Origin of the sequence: Glycomyces tenuis DSM 44171 (assembly GCF_000427885.1) — a bacterium.
Taxonomy (GTDB): domain Bacteria; phylum Actinomycetota; class Actinomycetes; order Mycobacteriales; family Micromonosporaceae; genus Glycomyces; species Glycomyces tenuis.
Map to the genome: position 1 here is coordinate 1 of NZ_ATYW01000001.1, position 14,330 is coordinate 14,330.

Genomic DNA, 14,330 nt, shown 5'->3' on the forward strand with positions numbered 1-14,330 from the left:
CCCTACGAGGCCCTCGTTCTCGCTGGTCGGCGCCTGATACTGGGGTGATTCGCCTTGCTTCTTGCGGTGCTGTTTCACCCAGTTGCGCAGCGTCTCGGACGAGACGCCCAGATTCTTCGCGACCGCCGTGTAGGTGGTGGCGGGGNCGTCGAGATACATCCTGACCGCTTCGGCCTTGAACTCCTCGGGAAAACGACGGTGATACTTCGAGGTCGACACTTTCACTCCTTGCACCCCGAACCTTACTGGTCCGAAGCATCAGGGTGTCAACACCAAGGGATCAAGCCCCGGTTTCGGTGCGCTGGCCAGAGGGGGCAGTTGCGCGTGGAGGTCCGGGAAAGCCCGGCGGACGCGGGCTGGGGTGAGCCGGCCGGGCGCTGTGGGGGCTTCCCAGGGCAGACGGAGGTCGGCGGCCTGCTCGCGCGCGAGGTGCAGCTGGGTGAAGGCGGTGATGACGATCCAGGTCCAGGTGTCGGCCGATTCGGGGTCGCGGAGCTGGGGGACGGTCCAGCCCAGGGTTTGTTTGAGGAAGCGGAAGGTGTGCTCGATGTCGAAGCGGCGCAGCCAGGCCGACCAGAGCGCATCGAGGGAGTCGGCATCGAGGCCGGACTGGGAGGTCTAAAGCCACAGCGGCTGGGGTGTGCCGGTGTGCGGGAGCCGTTCGGTCTCCAGGCGGATGAGGGTGCCCTCGATGATCGGCAGGTCGCCGTCGTGGTCGATCCAGGCCGATCGCTGCTTGAGCCATGGATGCAGTGCCTCCCATGACCGGGCTTCGAGGCGGCCGTAGCGGGCCGTCTCGGTCGCCGTGGTGGTATCGGGCTCGCCCCAGGTCGTCGGGTCGCTCATGCGGTGGGCGCGGCCGTGTTTCGGGCGGCGACCCCGGCCGGAGGCGGGGGTGGGGCGGCCGTAGAGCACCCGGTCCGATCTGAGGCGCCCGATGATGATCACCGGCAGGTCGCCCAGTTGGTGGGCCAGGCGGGGCACGTCATAGCCCGCGTCGGTCACGATCAGGATCGGCGCCTCGCCCGGCCGGTGTTGCCCAGCGCCGATCAGGGCCTCGATGACGCTGCGCAGCTGGGCCGTGGTCGTCTCGGCCGCATCGTCGTCTTGGCCGATGCGGACCGCATCCAGGATCTGGGTCCATGAGGAGGCGCCCGATGCGAGCGTGGCGACGAAGGAGTACGACCAGCCGGGCACCATCTGGTCCTGGCCGCGGCCGTGCCCGGTCACATGGCAGTACAAGCGCCCCGGCGAACAGTTCGCGTCCGGGCGCAGCCACCCGGTCGCATCCACGGCCAGGACGATCCGGCCGCCGACGCGTCCGAGCCGCTGACCGGACAGCAGACCCTGGAGCCGGTCGGTATCGATCCGGCCGGCGTTCAGTGCCTCGTACAGGCTTCCGTGCCCGCGTCGGAATGCGCCGTTCAGCGACAAGGCCGGCAGCGATCTCACCGGGCCCGGGCTGCACAGCAGCGCATCGGCCAGTTCGAACAGGGCATCGCCGCGCGAGGTCAGACACTGGTAGAACCGGGCGCGGAACGACTCCAGCGCCCCAGCGCCAGCGACAGCGCCGACTTCAGGAAGAATAGACAAGCGAAGCCCTTGCTAGATGAACGTTCTTGCGTAGCAACAAGAATCATCCGGCAAGGGCTTCGCTCATGGTCAAGCGGGCTCACCACCACCAGCAGTAAACCTTAAAAATCAAGCTGAAGACCTGTCCGTCCCGGTCCACGGACACGGCCTGGCGGTCGGTGATGACGAGGCGGGGATTCGGAGGGTTGCAGCGGCTCCTCGGAGAACGGCCCGGCGGGCCGCCGCGGCCAGATCCCCACTATGGAAACGGCCGGTCATATCGGTTCGCCGCGCTCGTCTGGATCGTCAAGTGGTGGTTTCCGCTACCCGCCCGTCGTAAGGTATGGAGCGGACCGAGCCCGTGCGGATGTCACGGCACCAGCGCCGAGTGAAACGAGGACGGATCATGAAGGCCATCAGTTACCACGAACACGGCGGTCCCGACGTGCTGCAGCTCGTCGACCGTGAGCTGCCCGAGCCCGGCCCCGGCGAGGTCCGCGTCCGGATCACCGTGTCCGGGGTCAACCCGACCGACTGGAAGACCCGCGCCGGCGCCAACGGCCCCACAGAGTCAGCGGTCATTCCGCACCTGGACGGCGCCGGTGTGATCGAGGCCGTGGGCGAGGGCGTCGAACGCGACCGGGTCGGCCAGCGGGTCTGGCTGCTCATGGTCGCCCCTGGACGGCCCGGCGGCACCGCCGCCGAGTTCACCGTCGTGCCCGCCGAGCAGGCCGTGCCGCTGCCCGACGAGGCCGGTTTCGACCTCGGCGCCTCACTCGGCGTCCCAGCGCACACCGCGCACCGTGCGCTCACCGTCGCCGAGGACGGGCCGAGGCGTCTGCGCCCCGGGGCGCTCGAGGGCAAAGTGGTGCTCGCCGCGGGCGGAGCGGGAGCGGTCGGGCACGCGGTGATCCAGCTCGCCCGATGGGCCGGCGCCACCGTGATCAGCACGATCAGCGGCCCCGAGAAGGCCCGGCTGGCCACCGCCGCCGGAGCCCACCACGTGGTCAACTATCGCGAGGGCGACCCGGCCGCCGAGATCCGCGCGATCGCCCCGGACGGCGTCGACATCATCGCCGAGGTGGCGCTCGGCGCGAATCTCGACCTGGACCTGGCCGTCCTGCGGACGCGCGGCACGATCGCGGTCTACGCCAACGACGGCGACAAGCCGGTCGGACTGGACGTGCGCCAGAACATGATGCTGAACACGCGATTCCAGTTCCTGGTGCTCTACACGGTCGGTTCGGAGGTGCTCGCCGCGGCTTCCGAGGACGTGTCGGCGGCGGTGGGCGACGGCGCCCTGCCGGTCGGCGAGGAGCACGGCCTGCCGCTGGTCCGCTTCCCGCTCGACCGCACCGCCGACGCGCACCGGGCCGTGGAGGGCGGCGCGGTCGGCAAGGTCCTGGTGGACGTCTCGCGCTGACGTCCGCTCGGCACAGGGGACTCCAGGCCTCCGCATTCGCGAACGCCTGGGACGATCTCGGACCTGCTGCGCGGGAGATCGGCGGCTACGACCGGATCGGGTTCGCCGGGGCTGAGAGCGGCTCTCCCCGCGGGTCAGGCCGGGTTCGCGCCCGGCCTCACCGCTGTTCGGGGCTCGGCGTGGTCGCTCCGATGTGGGCGGCGAGGTGTTCGGGGAGCGGATAGGGGCGTTCCGGGGGCAGAGCACTGCGGGCCTCGTCGGTGCGGCCCGCGGCGAGGTGCTCGGCGATGGTCCTGGCGAGGCCGGTGACGTCGGTGATCGAGGCGATCCAGGCGTCCGCATAGCGGTCGACGGCCTCCCCAGAAAGTCCTATCTGGATCGATCGGTGCTCCAGGCGGTTCAGGCGGAGGTCCCGCTCGGGGTCCCACTGGACGCGCACCGGCGAGGCGGCCAGTCTGGACCGCCACGCGCCGTGGTCCTCGTCGTCGGCGGGATGGCTGGGGCAGGAGTGCGCGAGCGCCCATTCGAAGCCGTCTCGGGCGATCGCGATCGCGAGGACCCGCCTCTGGCCGGGCTTGGCCGCCCAGCCGCAGCGGTACATCATCCACAGGAACGACGGCTTGATCCAGGTCATGCGCTCGCGCTTGAACGGCGCGACGAAGGTCTGCGCCGCCAGGGCCGGGGAGGCGATGGCGGGGTCGTAGGCCTGGTAGACGGTCACGGTGTCGGAGTCGTGGACGGCGCGGATCTGCCGCTGGGGTGTTGGCATACCGCGAATCCTGACAGCGCGCGGGCCGTTCGGCAATCCGATATCGAGGGTGTCGGCTCACCAGGTGCGCGCGGCCTCGATCACGGCGCTCCGCACCCGCCCCACGGCGCTGTCGGCGCTCGAGGAGCGGCGCTCCACCAGATAGATCGTGTTGAACGGAATCGTCTCGGGGCGGTGCACGATCTCGATCTCGCGCCGGTCCAGCTCGGTCGAGCACAGGTAGGTGGGCAGCACCGAGATCCCCAGGCCCGCCTTCACGGCGTTGAGCACCGACCGCAGGTCAGGCACGATCATCGCACCGGTCATGTCGGGCAGTCTGCTGTAGACGGTTCGCCAATAGCGCCGCACGACCGGCAGATCGGGGGCGTAGGCGATCATCCGGCACTGCGGCGGGAAGTCGCCCGCGGCCCTGGCGCACTCGGACAGGTCGGCGAGCGGCCGGTAGTCCGGCGGCGCGACGAGCACGAACTCCTCGTCGAACAGCGGCGTGCCCCGCAGGTCGTCGCGGCCCGGCTTCGTGGTGGAGATGACGAGGTCGTACTTGCCCGCGCCGATGCCCTTGAGGAGCCCGCCCGGCAGGCCGTGGACGGCGTGGATGCGGATGCCCATGGTCAGGCACTCGCTCAGCGAGGGGATCACGGCGACGCCGAGGAGTTCGGCCGGGCCGCCGATGTAGACGGTCGGCTCCATCGGCTCGAGCTCGTCGATGTGCCGGCTCCACAGGGTCTCCAGCGAATCGAGATGAGTGGCGACGTCCTTGGCGAGCGCGTGGGCCCTCGGCAGCGGGACGGCCCCCTGAGCGGTCCGGTCGAACAGCGGGAAGCCGAGCCGCCGTTCGAGGTTCTGGATCTGCGAGGTGACGCCCGGCTGCGAGAGTCCGAGGTGGACCGCCGATCTGGAGAACGACCCGGTCCGGTAGACGGCCATGAAACTCCGCAGCAAGTCCAGGTGCATGTCGGCCTTCCGATGGTCGCCGGAGAACGGGGGCTCCAGAGCGATCGTAGTCGCCGTGCGCCACCGCATGGGGACGGCGCGTTGCCCGGCCCTCGAACGAGGACCGGGCAACGCGTTGCGTCGGGATCTGCGAACCGGCCCTACGACAGCGCCTCGACCACCAGGCGGGCGGTCTTCTCCGCCGAGGCGGGGTTCTGCCCGGTCACCAGCCGCTGGTCCGACACGGCGTACTCGGTGAACTTGGCGCCGCCCTCCCACTTCGCGCCGCGCTCCTGGAGGCGACGCTGGAGCAGGAACGGCACGGTCCTGTCGAGGCCCACGGCGGCCTCCTCCTCGTCGGTGAAGGAGTTGACCCGCTTCCCGGCCACGAGGTAGGAGCCGTCGGAGAGCTTGATGTTGACCAGGCCGGCCGGGCCGTGGCAGACCGCGGCGACGACGCCGCCGCGCTCGTAGACCTCGGCCGCCAGCCGCGCCAGCTCCTCGGAGTCGGGCAGGTCCCACATGGTGCCGTGCCCGCCGACGTAGAAGACGGCGTCGTACTCACCGGAGTCGACCTCGCCCGCGCTGGGCGTGGACTTCAACCGCTCGCCCTCGGTCTCGAGGAACTCCTTCTGGACCGGGTCGTCGTCCTTCAGGCCGTCCTGCGGGGGCTCGCCGCCCTTGACCGAGACGAAGTCGACCTCGAAGCCGGCGTCGCGGAACACCCGGTACGGGTGCGCGGCCTCCGGCACGTAGAAGCCGGTCTTGCGGCCGGTGTCGCCGAGCTCGGCGTTGCTGGTCAAGGCCAGCAGGATCTTCTTGCTCATCAGTTCGTTCCCTTCATGTGTCGTTCCGGCGGTCCCTCGCCGCCGGGTCCGTCAAATCCGTGAGGCCGAGGCCAGGCCGGGGAGGTCGGCCAGGTCGAGGGCGTCGACGCCGAGCGCCTCGGCGCGCGCGTGCTGCTCGGGTGTGCTGTAACCCCAACGGGCCCAGAATGTTCGGGCGCCGGTGGAGCGGACGCGGAGGACGTTGTCCAAGTTGTCGTCGATGAACACCGACGACGCCGCGTCCAGACCCGCTTCGGCGCAGAGCCGTTCGAGCTCCCGCGCCTTGTCGTGGCACTCGCCCAACACCGCCCGGACGCCCTCCTCCAGGCCGTGGGCGACCAGGATGGCGCGGACGGACGGCTCGTCCTTCGCGGTCACGATCGCCACCGGCGCCCCCGCGCCGCGGATCAGTTCGGCGATGCCCGGGTAGAGGGTGTGCATGGCCGCCCACGCGGCCGGGTCGCGCCGGCGAATCGCCTCGCGGGCCGCCGTGGCGCGTTCGGCGAAGGCCGCGGCCCTGGCCTCGCCGGCCTCGGCGAAGCGGCGGTCGAAGTCCGCCTGGTCCGCGATCTCCGTCGAGCCGGGGACGTGCGCCACGATGAAGTGGTCGAGGGTGCGGCAGTAGGGCCGGACCGCCCGGAACCGCTCGGCGAACGAGGCGGGGGCGCGGCCGAGGTGGTCCTCGGCCGCGCCGTCCCGCTCGTTCGGGCGCATGCCCAGCCACGCGACGGCGGCGCACTCGTCGAAGGCGTCGGCGATCACGCCGTCGAAGTCGAGGACGAGCACTACGCCTCCAGCTTCTCGACGGTCTCGAAGACCGCCTTCATGAACGCCCCGACATAGGCGTAGTAGGAGCAGGTGATGATGTTGCCGTCGACGATCACGTCGCTGTCGACCACCTCGGCGCCGGCGTTGACGACGTCGTCGCGCAGGCCGATGTAGGCGCAGGCCTTGCGGCCCTTGAGCACTCCGGCGCTGACCATGATCCAGGGACCGTGGCACAGGCCGGCCACGACCTTCCCGGACTCGGCCATGGAGGAGACGAAGCCGGTCACGCGCCCGTCCTGGCGAACGCGGTCGGGGGCCTCGTGGCCGCCGGTGAGGATGACCGCGTCGTAGGCCTCGACCTCGAGGTCGTCGAAGCCGATCAGCGGCGCCGCGGTCTTGTCCATCGGCAGGGGGACGCCGTACTTGCCGACGACCGGCTCGCCGTTCTTGGTGGCGATGTCGGCCTGCCAGCCCTCCTCGAGCATCCGGTAGTAGGTGTAGACCACGTCGTGGTCCTGGAAGCCTGGTCCCGTGATGATCACTGCGTTGCGGGTCATGGCCGGGGTTCCTCCGTTCGTTCGGGGCGGTTGATGGCGAGATAGACCGTGTCGGTGTTGGGGCGGCGGGGGTCGCTCGCGTTGGTGAGGATCTCGACCTCGCGATGGACCGCGCCCGACATGCACAGCGGGACGTAGAACATGTCGCCGACCGCGCGCCTGTAGAAGACGTCGAAGCCGGTGCGGACGCTGTACTCGGTCCGCTTGTCGGGCGAGCGGGGGCGGATGCGGGCGTGGGGCCGGTTCCGGACGGCGCGCATCGGGCGGCCGGCGTCCCGGTGGTCGGACTCGTACGGCGCGCCCACGCGGCTGTATCCGTCTTCGAGTCGCAGCAGGTCGAACTTGTTCCGAGGCGTCTCCACCTCGATGAGTTCGAGCGGCTCGCCGCCGGTGCTGCGGGTGGTGTGGAAGGCGCCGGGGGCGATGCGGAGCATGGTGCCGACGCCGACGTCCACGCTCTTGGCGAGCCCGCTGGTGACGCCCTGCCCGCTCAGGCAGAGCAGGTAGGTGACCTTGCGGGGGTGGACGTGCATGGAGGTGCTGTGGGGCGATTCGATGTGAAGCGCCCAGAAGTCGAAGTAGTCGTCGACGTAGGCGCGGTACTCGTATCCCCACGGCTTCGGGATGACGTCGTCGAGGTACGAGTCCGTGTCGAATTGCTCGACGCCGGCGCGCATTCCCTCCTTGGAGAGGGAGTTCAGCCGTTCGATATCGCGGCTCCCCGCCTCGAATTCGATCGGCCTATAACGTGAAGTAGACTTAAGTGATGTTGGCGGTGCGGGAGGATTCGGGATCGACATCGGTGTTTCTCCTCCGTCTGAAAGGGTTTCCCTTGAGCCGCCGATGCGACGCTGCACGCTGCGGCTCTGGTGGGTCCCATTGCAGCAAGGCTTTCGCATGATTGTCCAATAGCAATTCCTTCAGGCGGCGAAAGCTATTTCTATGCACACTGGCCCCGGTGGGCGCCGAACGCCGAATACCTCTTCTTGATTCGCATCACAGTTGAATTCGGTCACTGGGCGGAGAAGCATGGAGGCCCGTTGCGCGTCGCGATGTCCCGCTTCGAGACGGGCCTGCTCGACCGCTATCCCGTTGCTCCGCCGACCGGCGGTGTGGCATGGTGATGCGATGTTCGCATCAGGTGGGCTGCCGCGCAGCGTCGACGAGGCCGTCGCCGCCGAACGGGCCGGGGAGCGGCTGCGGTTCGTGCATTTCTGGGGCCACGCGCCCGGCCCGGACGGCCTGGGGGCCGGGTGCCTCAGCCAGTGGTGGCCCGCCGAGTTCACCGAGGACGGGCGCGTCTTCGCCTCCGCCGAGCACTACATGATGGCGCACAAGGCCTGGCTGTTCGGGGACGAGGACGGCGCCGAGAAGATCCTGGAGGCCGGGCACCCCGGCGAGGCCCAGCGGCTCGGGCGCGAGGTGCGGGGCTTCGACGGCGAGGTGTGGAAGGAGCACCGCTTCGCGATCGTGACGCGAGGGAACGTCGCCAAGTTCGCGCAGCACCCGGAATTGGAGCGGTTCCTGCTCGGAACGCGAGAGAGGGTCCTGGTCGAGGCCAGCCCGAGGGACCGGATCTGGGGCATCGGCTTGAGCGCCGACGACCCGGACGCGGACTCGCCTTCGGCGTGGCGGGGTCTGAACCTGCTCGGCTTCGCGCTCATGGCCGCCAGGGATCGGCTCGCCGGTGCTGCTTCGGCGGGCTGAGAGCGGGGACGCGGCGGGCATCGGGGACGTCTTCCTCGCCGCGCGTGCGGGCATGGAGTACCTGCCGCGGCTGTACTCGGACGAGCAGACTCGGGCGTGGATCGAGCACGTGATGCTCGCCGAGTGCAAGGTGTGCGTGGCGGAGCTCGACGGGCGGGTCGTCGGGTTCGCGGCGCTGAACGGCCCATGGCTGGACCACCTGTACGTCGACCCCGAGCATCAGGGTCTCGGAATCGGCTCCGAGCTGCTCGAGTCGGCGATGCAGGCCCGCGGGCACGGGCTCGAGCTGCGGGTGTTCGAGCGGAACGAGGCGGCCATGCGGTTCTATGAGCGCCACGGCTTCACGGTCGTCGAGCGCGGCGACGGGGGCGACAACGAGGAGGGCCTGCCCGACGTCCACTACCGGTGGCGGGCCTGAACGGGCGGCTCCGCGAAGCTCAGGCGCGTTCGCCGGCGGCCGCGGCGATGCCGAGGCCGATCATGGACGTCCCGCCGACACCGCCGAGCACCCGCTTGGAGCGCGGGGACCTGAGCAGGTTCCGGGCCGCCGAGGCCACGAGGCTCCACCCGGTGTCGCACACGACCGCGATCGCGGCGAAGACGGCCCCGAGCACCAGCATCTGCACCATGACCGACCCGGCATCGGGATTCACGAACTGCGGCAGGATCGCCAGGAAGAACAGGATCGTCTTCGGGTTGAGGACTCCCACCAGGAAGCCCTCGAAGACCGTCCACGCCGTCCGCTTTGGCTCGTCCTCGGCGGCGTCGGGCACTTCGAGCGCCCCCTTGCGGTCCCGGAACGCCTTGACGCCCAGGAAGATGAGGTAGGCCGCACCGGCGTACTTGACGATGCCGAAGGCCAGCGCCGACTGCTGGACGATCGCTCCGAGCCCGACCGCGACGAGCGCCGCCGCCGCGAACGCCCCGACGGCGTTGCCGATCGCGGTGAGCACGGCCTTCCGGCGCCCATAGGCCAGGGCCCGCCCGACGACGAACATGACGCTCGGACCGGGGATCAGGATGATGATGAGCGCGGCGACGCCGAACGCCAGCAGTTGACCGACACTGAGCATGACCAGATCCAACCATTTCGCCCCGAGCCGGTCAACGCCGTTCCATCGCCTGCGTCGCCTCCGCCGGCCACTGCACGGTTCACGGAAAGCCCTCAAGACTCCGCGTCCACCGATCGCGGCACGGTTCACGACCGACCCTCAACACTCCCGCAGCCACCGACCGCGGGGGGTCGCGGAAGGCCTTCAAGACCCCGTGTCCGCCGAGGAGGCCGCCCGCGAACGAGCACGGCGGCGCCGGGACCGGTTCGGTCGCCGACGCCGCCGCTGGGCACTCCTCCACATCATCGGCCATCGCGACCGTCGCCATTGCCCCGACACGCCTGAAACGTCCGTGTCGTCACCCGACTGGCGGGACACCCGTCCGACACGCCGAGGCCCGGCGCCGTTCCACTGCACTTCGGCCGTACTTCCACTGTGCGTCGTCTGCGCTTCAGCCGCGCTTCGGCTGTACTTCCACTGCGCTCCACCCGAGACTGGTTCGCATAACACACTATGGGTTCAGTTGCCGTCCATAACGACCGCAACCGCTCTTCTCCCCACGAAGACGAAGGAGCACAACGAAATGAAAAGGCGCAACCTCCTGCGGGCCGCCGCCGTCGCGGCGCCGCTGGCCACGGTCGGAGCCGTCAGCGGCGTGGCGATGGCCGACACCCCCGACTTCCGCGTCATCGTCACCGAGCAGACCCACAACAAGATCATGGTCTTCGACAAGAACGCGGCCTTCACGGACGCGAACGTCTACAAGACCTTCAGCCCGGGCACCGGCGGCTGGTACAACCTCTCCGACGTCCGCATCCGCGACACCGCCCAGTTCGGGGCCATCGGCCTCGCCGCCGCCTCCGGCGGCAAGGTCGGCATCTGGAACATCACCACCGAGCTCCACCAGGAACTCAATGACGTCCTCTGGAGCGCCTCCCCCGGCGGCAACCCCCACGCGCTCGAGCGCATCCCCAACATCGGCGTCTTCGTCTCGGCCAGCTCCGAGGGCTACCTCACCGTCTACGCCCCCACCGCCATCTCCAGGCCCGAGACGCTCGCCAAGGTCCAGACCGTCTCCCTCGCCGGAGCGCACGGCGTCCTGTGGGACCCGCAGAACGAGCTGCTGTGGGCCTGCGGCGACAAGGTCGTCAAGGCCTACTCGGTCAGCGGCACCTACCGGGAGGCGCGCCTCAAGTCCACCGGCAGATCGGTCGCGCTCTCCGGGCTCGGGCACGACCTCCAGCCCGACTACTCCGACTCGGGGCGCGTCATCGTCACCGACACCTACGGCGTCTACTCCATCGACAAGTCCACCTTGGCCAAGACGCGGCTCCACGAGAACACCCGCATCAAGTCCTACGTCAAGATGAGCACCGGCGAGTACTTCTGGATCAGGGGCGACAACGCCGGCTCGCGCGACTGGGGCAGCCCCACCGTCCGCTTCTCCGAGACGACCGACCGAACCCGCTCCGGCGCCGAGTTCTACAAGGCCCGCTACTACGCCACCCGCTACAACTGAGCGACCGCCCGGCGGCACATGTCATATGAGTGAAGTGGAGGTCATGGGCCATGGCCTCCACTTCACTCATATGACTTGTGACTTGTCCGAGCCCGAGGCTCCGGCCGGGTCCCTCAGGCGTCCTGGAAGCAGACCAGGGCACGCCCCTGGTGCCCATGGCGTGCCCTCAGGCGTCCTGGAAGTAGAACAGATTCGGCGAGTTCGCGAGTTCGGGCGGGAGCTCCTCCTCCCACAGCGTCTCGCCCTCGTAGTCGATGAACTTCACGGCGGTGTCGGCCCGGGCCAGGTAGCCGTCGGCCGTCAAGGACTCGCAGCCGGAGCCCTCCTGCCCGGCGGCCTCCCCATTGGAGAGGTCGATGACCCTGCTCCCCGTCTGCGGCCGGATCACGAAGCCGCCCTCATAGCCGCCCTCGGCCTCGTAGCCGTCGGCCAGGCACACGTACCGACCGCTCGGATCGACCTCCGCCAAGCCCGTCACCGCCGGTTCGACGCCGCTCAGCGAGTCGATCGGGATCGTCTCCACGTGCTCGCCGGTCTCGCTCACCCGGTACAGCTCGGTCACGGCGAGGTCGTGGTAGATCCCCTCGACCTCGCCGTCGGACTCGTACCACCGCACCCGGCAGCCCTCGTCGAGGACCGTCGCGGTGTCGAGCTTCTCGGCCGTCGGCGAGAACCACTCGACCGACCCGAACACCTCGACAGGGGCGCCCGTGTCGCCCCAGACCGGCACGCGGTGCGCCATCACCGCCGAGCCGTCCGGCGACCACACCGGGTCGACGCACGCGTGGTCGACGGGGTAGGGCACGGTCCCGGTCAACTCGCCGGTCTCGAGGTCGACGATCTGGAGGTCGCTGTCCGGCGTCCCGCCCGAGACCCACGAGGCGTGCCGCTGGTCGGGGGCGATGCTCAGCGTCGACTGGAAGACCAGCCCCACGTCCCCGCCGCGCTCCCAGACGCCGGAGGCGTCCAGAACCGCCTCGGGCTCGCCCTCGCCGACGTCCCAGCGCCACAGCCGGTGGTCGTCGCCGACGCCGTACAGCACGCCGGGCTCGGACTCCTCGCCGCCCGCCGATCCGTCGTCGCACGCGAGCAGGCCGCCGGCCAGCACCACCCCGCACGCGGTGGCGCCGATGATGCTTCTGCGATCGGCCATGTCGTCCCCTAACTCCACTGTGAAGGCTCCCGCGTCCTGGTTCGCCATGGCGTGCTGGGCGATCACGTTCAGCCATGCGCGGGCGTTGCCGACCGAGCCGGTCGGATCGACCGAGCCGGCCTTGAACCTGTCCCGCAGCCGCTCGTAGCCGGAGCGCGTCTGCGGCCCCCAGACGCCGTCGACGGCCATGTCGGACATCCCCGCCAGGTCCCTGGCCGCCCATTGGATGATCGTGACGTCCGTGCCGTAGTCCCAGTCGAGCGCCACCACCGACCGTCCCCGGTCGACGTGGATGTGGTTCCAGTGGGAGCCGTCGGGATCATTGTGGACGTGCAGGACGGTCCCGAAGTACTTGCGACACATCGCCACGACCGCCAGGTATCGGCGCCGCAGCCGCACCCGGCCGTCCTTGCCGTGGACGGCGAGGTCGACGAAACGGTCCGCGCCCCATGAGACCTTGGTGAGGTCGACCGCCGCCCCGTAGCGGTGGTAGCCCTTCTTGCAGACCTTCGCCCCGGCCAGCCCCACCCAGCTCAGACTCCACGGGACGCCGTGGGGCGGGTACTTCCGGCCGAGGTCGTCGAAGGAGGCGGCGAGCCCGCCGCACTGCTCGTGGGCCTCCTGGTGCATCGTGAAGGAGGTGACCGAGGGGTGGACGCCGTAGCCGCTGCCGTCGAACGCCGTGCGGTACCGCAGGGGCCATTTGTGTTCGCCGATCCAGTTGCGGGTGATGTCGGGCAGCTCGCACCGCGATGACGAGAAGGCTTCGCTGCTGCTCGGGAATCCCATGGCACCTCCTGATCAAAGTCCTTTGGCGCTGGCGCTGGCGGTGTCGGCGTCGATCTCGAGCCTGGCGCCGAGGCGTCCGTGGACCGCGACGATCTCGCCCGCGCATCCGCACCCCTCGCCCGAGGGCTCGCGCACCAGCCCGTCCTCGGCGAAGCGGGTCTCGCGCACCTCCCCGCCGCTGTCGCTGAAGACGCTGACCTCGCCGTCGGCGGTGGGGATCGCCGCCATGGGGCGCCCGGCGCCCTGCACGGTGGCGACGAGTTCCAGGGCGGTGTCGACGCCGGTGTAGGAGGTCTGGGTTCCGGCGCCGTCGGCGGTGACGACGAGGATGCGGTCGCCGACGGCGGCGAGCACAGTGCCGTAGCCTTCGCCGAGGCCCTCGACGATGAGGCCGTCTCGCCAAGTGCGGCCGTCATCTGCGCTGAACGCGAGGTGGCTTCGCGTGATCATGGTGATCTCCGCGTCAGGGCAGCCTTCGACGGCGACGGCGATACCGCGCGCCCCCGGCAGCGTCAGGGACGTCGCGACGCCGGATCGGATCTGGGCGGGGACCGGAAGCTCGGCGAACGCGACCCGGTCGCCGTCGATCCGCAGCAGGGCAGGGCGGGCGCGGGAGGCGTCGGCGGCCGCTTCGTCGACCGCGCCGGTGATCCACAGCGTCGCGTCGCGCGCGGCCATCGAGTGCGGGTGGAAGCCGCTGGGGAGGTCGACGGCGAGGCGTTCGCCGAGGGCGACGCGCTGGTCGGCGTCGACGACGAGGTGCCGGATCGCGTAGGGCGCCGCGGCCCCGGCGTCGGCGGTGAGCGCCACGAGCCCGTCGCCGAAGGCGGCGGCGGATCGGATCGACGAGGCGGAGCCCTGGGCGCTCGCCTGTGCGGGCGCGATGGCGACACCCGAGGCGAACATCGCCGCCAGACCGGTCAACAGGGTCCGTCGCGAAAGAAGCGGATGCTCGATAGCGGCCATGGCGATACTCCGGATCGGTGGAGAGTCGAGAGTCCGACTCAGAAGTAACTCCATATTGGCCAATATCGCGGCGGAATTCCGGTGAAACGGGTACTTTCACGGAAACGAGGGTTTCAAACCGTTGTTTCGCACGTTTTCAGGTATTGGAGCCGATCCGGCGCTAGGATCCCAGTGGTCGCATCTCTGTCGCGTCTCATCGATTCCGGGGCAGTCTCGTTTCAGCGGAGGCATCCGGGAGTCGTCTCAGTTCAGGAGAGGCGCCCCCAGAGCGAACAGTACACGGGTTGATGAATAC

At 69.8% G+C, this 14,330-nt stretch carries 15 protein-coding genes; 4 read left to right on the forward strand and 11 right to left on the reverse strand.

The features are described 5' to 3' along the window. Together YWW_RS35570 and YWW_RS33545 are read right to left on the reverse strand one after the other, a co-directional pair. Nucleotides 1–234 (reverse strand): transposase (locus YWW_RS35570; RefSeq protein WP_425402678.1); only part of this gene is annotated, 234 nt, incomplete at its 3' end. Nucleotides 235–618: 384 nt separating this feature from the next. Further along, nucleotides 619–1,593 (reverse strand): transposase, encoded by a 975-nt coding sequence (locus YWW_RS33545; protein WP_211228376.1) that lies wholly within the window; start codon nt 1,591–1,593, stop codon nt 619–621. 385 nt (nt 1,594–1,978) lie between these two features. Between YWW_RS33545 and YWW_RS0100015 the strand changes: the two genes are divergently transcribed. Further along, nucleotides 1,979–2,995 carry an NADPH:quinone reductase gene (locus YWW_RS0100015; protein WP_026928476.1) on the forward strand — a complete coding sequence of 339 codons (1,017 nt, stop codon included), beginning with the start codon at nt 1,979–1,981 and terminating at the stop codon, nt 2,993–2,995. A gap of 157 nt (nt 2,996–3,152) precedes the next feature. On the opposite strand, the gene YWW_RS0100020 is transcribed toward YWW_RS0100015, so the two are convergent. The 6 genes from YWW_RS0100020 to YWW_RS27400 all read right to left on the reverse strand — a co-directional run bounded on the left by YWW_RS0100020 (nt 3,153) and on the right by YWW_RS27400 (nt 7,526). Next, nucleotides 3,153–3,764 (reverse strand): DUF4291 domain-containing protein, encoded by a 612-nt coding sequence (locus YWW_RS0100020; protein WP_026928477.1) that lies wholly within the window; start codon nt 3,762–3,764, stop codon nt 3,153–3,155. Nucleotides 3,765–3,821: 57 nt separating this feature from the next. Next, nucleotides 3,822–4,718, reverse strand: a complete 897-nt coding sequence (locus YWW_RS0100025) for a LysR family transcriptional regulator (RefSeq protein ID WP_026928478.1) — start codon at nt 4,716–4,718, stop codon at nt 3,822–3,824. 140 nt (nt 4,719–4,858) lie between these two features. Then, the gene (locus YWW_RS0100030; protein ID WP_026928479.1) at nt 4,859–5,524 is read right to left on the reverse strand and encodes a type 1 glutamine amidotransferase domain-containing protein; all 666 of its coding nucleotides are present in this window, start codon (nt 5,522–5,524) and stop codon (nt 4,859–4,861) included. A gap of 51 nt (nt 5,525–5,575) precedes the next feature. Beyond that, on the reverse strand, nt 5,576–6,310 hold the full coding sequence (locus YWW_RS0100035; protein ID WP_026928480.1) for an HAD family hydrolase: 735 nt from the start codon (nt 6,308–6,310) through the stop codon (nt 5,576–5,578). After that, nucleotides 6,310–6,849, reverse strand: coding sequence for a type 1 glutamine amidotransferase domain-containing protein (locus YWW_RS0100040; RefSeq protein WP_026928481.1), 540 nt, complete (start codon nt 6,847–6,849; stop codon nt 6,310–6,312). The genes YWW_RS0100035 and YWW_RS0100040 overlap by 1 nt, the downstream gene beginning before the upstream one ends. Beyond that, nucleotides 6,846–7,526: a cupin domain-containing protein gene (locus tag YWW_RS27400; protein ID WP_211228377.1), complete on the reverse strand. Its 681-nt coding sequence runs from the start codon at nt 7,524–7,526 to the stop codon at nt 6,846–6,848. Before YWW_RS27400 ends, YWW_RS0100040 begins: the two co-directional genes overlap by 4 nt. A gap of 451 nt (nt 7,527–7,977) precedes the next feature. Here YWW_RS27400 and YWW_RS0100050 point away from each other — a divergent pair, with 451 nt between their 5' ends. Both YWW_RS0100050 and YWW_RS0100055 read left to right on the forward strand, forming a co-directional pair. After that, nucleotides 7,978–8,556, forward strand: coding sequence for a riboflavin biosynthesis intermediates N-glycosidase (locus YWW_RS0100050; protein ID WP_026928482.1), 579 nt, complete (start codon nt 7,978–7,980; stop codon nt 8,554–8,556). Further along, a complete protein-coding gene (locus YWW_RS0100055; RefSeq protein ID WP_211228378.1) occupies nt 8,537–8,974 on the forward strand; it encodes a GNAT family N-acetyltransferase in 438 nt (145 codons plus the stop codon). The genes YWW_RS0100050 and YWW_RS0100055 overlap by 20 nt, the downstream gene beginning before the upstream one ends. A gap of 19 nt (nt 8,975–8,993) precedes the next feature. Here YWW_RS0100055 and YWW_RS0100060 read toward each other — a convergent pair whose 3' ends face one another. Beyond that, nucleotides 8,994–9,629, reverse strand: a complete 636-nt coding sequence (locus YWW_RS0100060; protein WP_026928484.1) for a LysE family translocator — start codon at nt 9,627–9,629, stop codon at nt 8,994–8,996. A gap of 562 nt (nt 9,630–10,191) precedes the next feature. On the opposite strand from YWW_RS0100060, the gene YWW_RS0100065 reads away from it, so the two are divergent. Then, complete coding sequence (locus tag YWW_RS0100065) at nt 10,192–11,127, forward strand: DUF6528 family protein (protein ID WP_026928485.1); 936 nt, start codon at nt 10,192–10,194, stop codon at nt 11,125–11,127. Between the two features lie 166 nt (nt 11,128–11,293). On the opposite strand, the gene YWW_RS0100070 is transcribed toward YWW_RS0100065, so the two are convergent. Next, nucleotides 11,294–13,069 (reverse strand): TolB-like translocation protein, encoded by a 1,776-nt coding sequence (locus YWW_RS0100070; protein ID WP_026928486.1) that lies wholly within the window; start codon nt 13,067–13,069, stop codon nt 11,294–11,296. A 12-nt stretch (nt 13,070–13,081) separates the two neighbouring features. Then, nucleotides 13,082–13,993, reverse strand: a complete 912-nt coding sequence (locus tag YWW_RS0100075; RefSeq protein ID WP_026928487.1) for a hypothetical protein — start codon at nt 13,991–13,993, stop codon at nt 13,082–13,084. Nucleotides 13,994–14,330: the final 337 nt, after the last annotated feature.

Coding starts and splice junctions, on each gene's coding strand:
- YWW_RS0100015 (WP_026928476.1), top strand. CDS start 1,979: ATGAAGGCCATCAGTTACCACGAACACGGCGGTCCCGACGTGCTGCAG.
- YWW_RS0100020 (WP_026928477.1), bottom strand. CDS start 3,764: ATGCCAACACCCCAGCGGCAGATCCGCGCCGTCCACGACTCCGACACC.
- YWW_RS0100025 (WP_026928478.1), bottom strand. CDS start 4,718: ATGCACCTGGACTTGCTGCGGAGTTTCATGGCCGTCTACCGGACCGGG.
- YWW_RS0100030 (WP_026928479.1), bottom strand. CDS start 5,524: ATGAGCAAGAAGATCCTGCTGGCCTTGACCAGCAACGCCGAGCTCGGC.
- YWW_RS0100040 (WP_026928481.1), bottom strand. CDS start 6,849: ATGACCCGCAACGCAGTGATCATCACGGGACCAGGCTTCCAGGACCAC.
- YWW_RS27400 (WP_211228377.1), bottom strand. CDS start 7,526: ATGCGCGCCGGCGTCGAGCAATTCGACACGGACTCGTACCTCGACGAC.
- YWW_RS0100050 (WP_026928482.1), top strand. CDS start 7,978: ATGTTCGCATCAGGTGGGCTGCCGCGCAGCGTCGACGAGGCCGTCGCC.
- YWW_RS0100060 (WP_026928484.1), bottom strand. CDS start 9,629: ATGCTCAGTGTCGGTCAACTGCTGGCGTTCGGCGTCGCCGCGCTCATC.
- YWW_RS0100065 (WP_026928485.1), top strand. CDS start 10,192: ATGAAAAGGCGCAACCTCCTGCGGGCCGCCGCCGTCGCGGCGCCGCTG.
- YWW_RS0100070 (WP_026928486.1), bottom strand. CDS start 13,069: ATGGGATTCCCGAGCAGCAGCGAAGCCTTCTCGTCATCGCGGTGCGAG.